Origin of the sequence: Burkholderia territorii, assembly GCF_902833055.1 — a bacterium.
Taxonomy (GTDB): Bacteria; Pseudomonadota; Gammaproteobacteria; order Burkholderiales; family Burkholderiaceae; genus Burkholderia; species Burkholderia territorii.
Genome location: NZ_CADFEJ010000059.1, coordinates 1 through 799 on the forward strand (window position 1 = coordinate 1; position 799 = coordinate 799).

Annotated in this window: 1 protein-coding gene; it reads left to right on the plus strand. The window is 63.5% G+C overall.

What is annotated here, in order from left to right:
• A partial coding sequence (gene ccsB / locus HW466_RS30955) for a c-type cytochrome biogenesis protein CcsB (protein WP_176316131.1) occupies window positions 1-799 on the plus strand: 799 nt, incomplete at both ends.

The following is a 799-nucleotide window of genomic DNA, read 5'->3' on the forward strand; positions in this document are numbered from 1 at the left end:
TGTCGCTGCTGTCGATCCAGATCTACCAGGGCGATCTCGCGCGCGCCGATTCGGCGTTCTTCCTCAAGTATTTCCTGTCGAGCCAGTCCGCGATCCTGTGGATGAGCGCGCTGTTCGTGCTCGCGACGATCTTCTACTGGATGGGCCTGCTCGCTCGCTCGGAGTCGGGTTCGGCGATCGGCCAGAAACTGACGTGGGTCGCGGTGCTGATGGGCTTCACCGGCCTGATGGTGCGCTGGTACGAGTCCTACCTGATCGGCGCGGACGTCGGGCATATCCCGGTGTCGAATCTGTATGAAGTATTCGTGCTGTTCAGCCTGATTACCGCGCTGCTCTACCTGTATTACGAAGGCCACTACGGCACGCGCTCGCTTGGCGCGTTCGTGCTGCTGGTGATCAGCGCGGCCGTCGGCTTCCTGATGTGGTATTCGGTCGCGCGCGACGCGCAACAGATCCAGCCGCTCGTGCCGGCGCTGCAGAGCTGGTGGATGAAGATCCACGTGCCGGCGAACTTCATCGGCTACGGCAGCTTCGCGCTGTCGGCGATGGTGTCGGTCGCGTACCTGATGAAGGAGCGCGGCGTGCTCGCCGATCGTCTGCCGACGCTCGAGGTGCTCGACGACGTGATGTACAAGTCGATCGCGGTCGGCTTCGCGTTCTTCACGATCGCGACGATCCTCGGCGCACTGTGGGCGGCCGAAGCCTGGGGCGGCTACTGGAGCTGGGATCCGAAGGAAACCTGGGCGCTGATCGTGTGGCTCAACTACGCGGCCTGGCTGCACATGCGCCTGATGAAGGG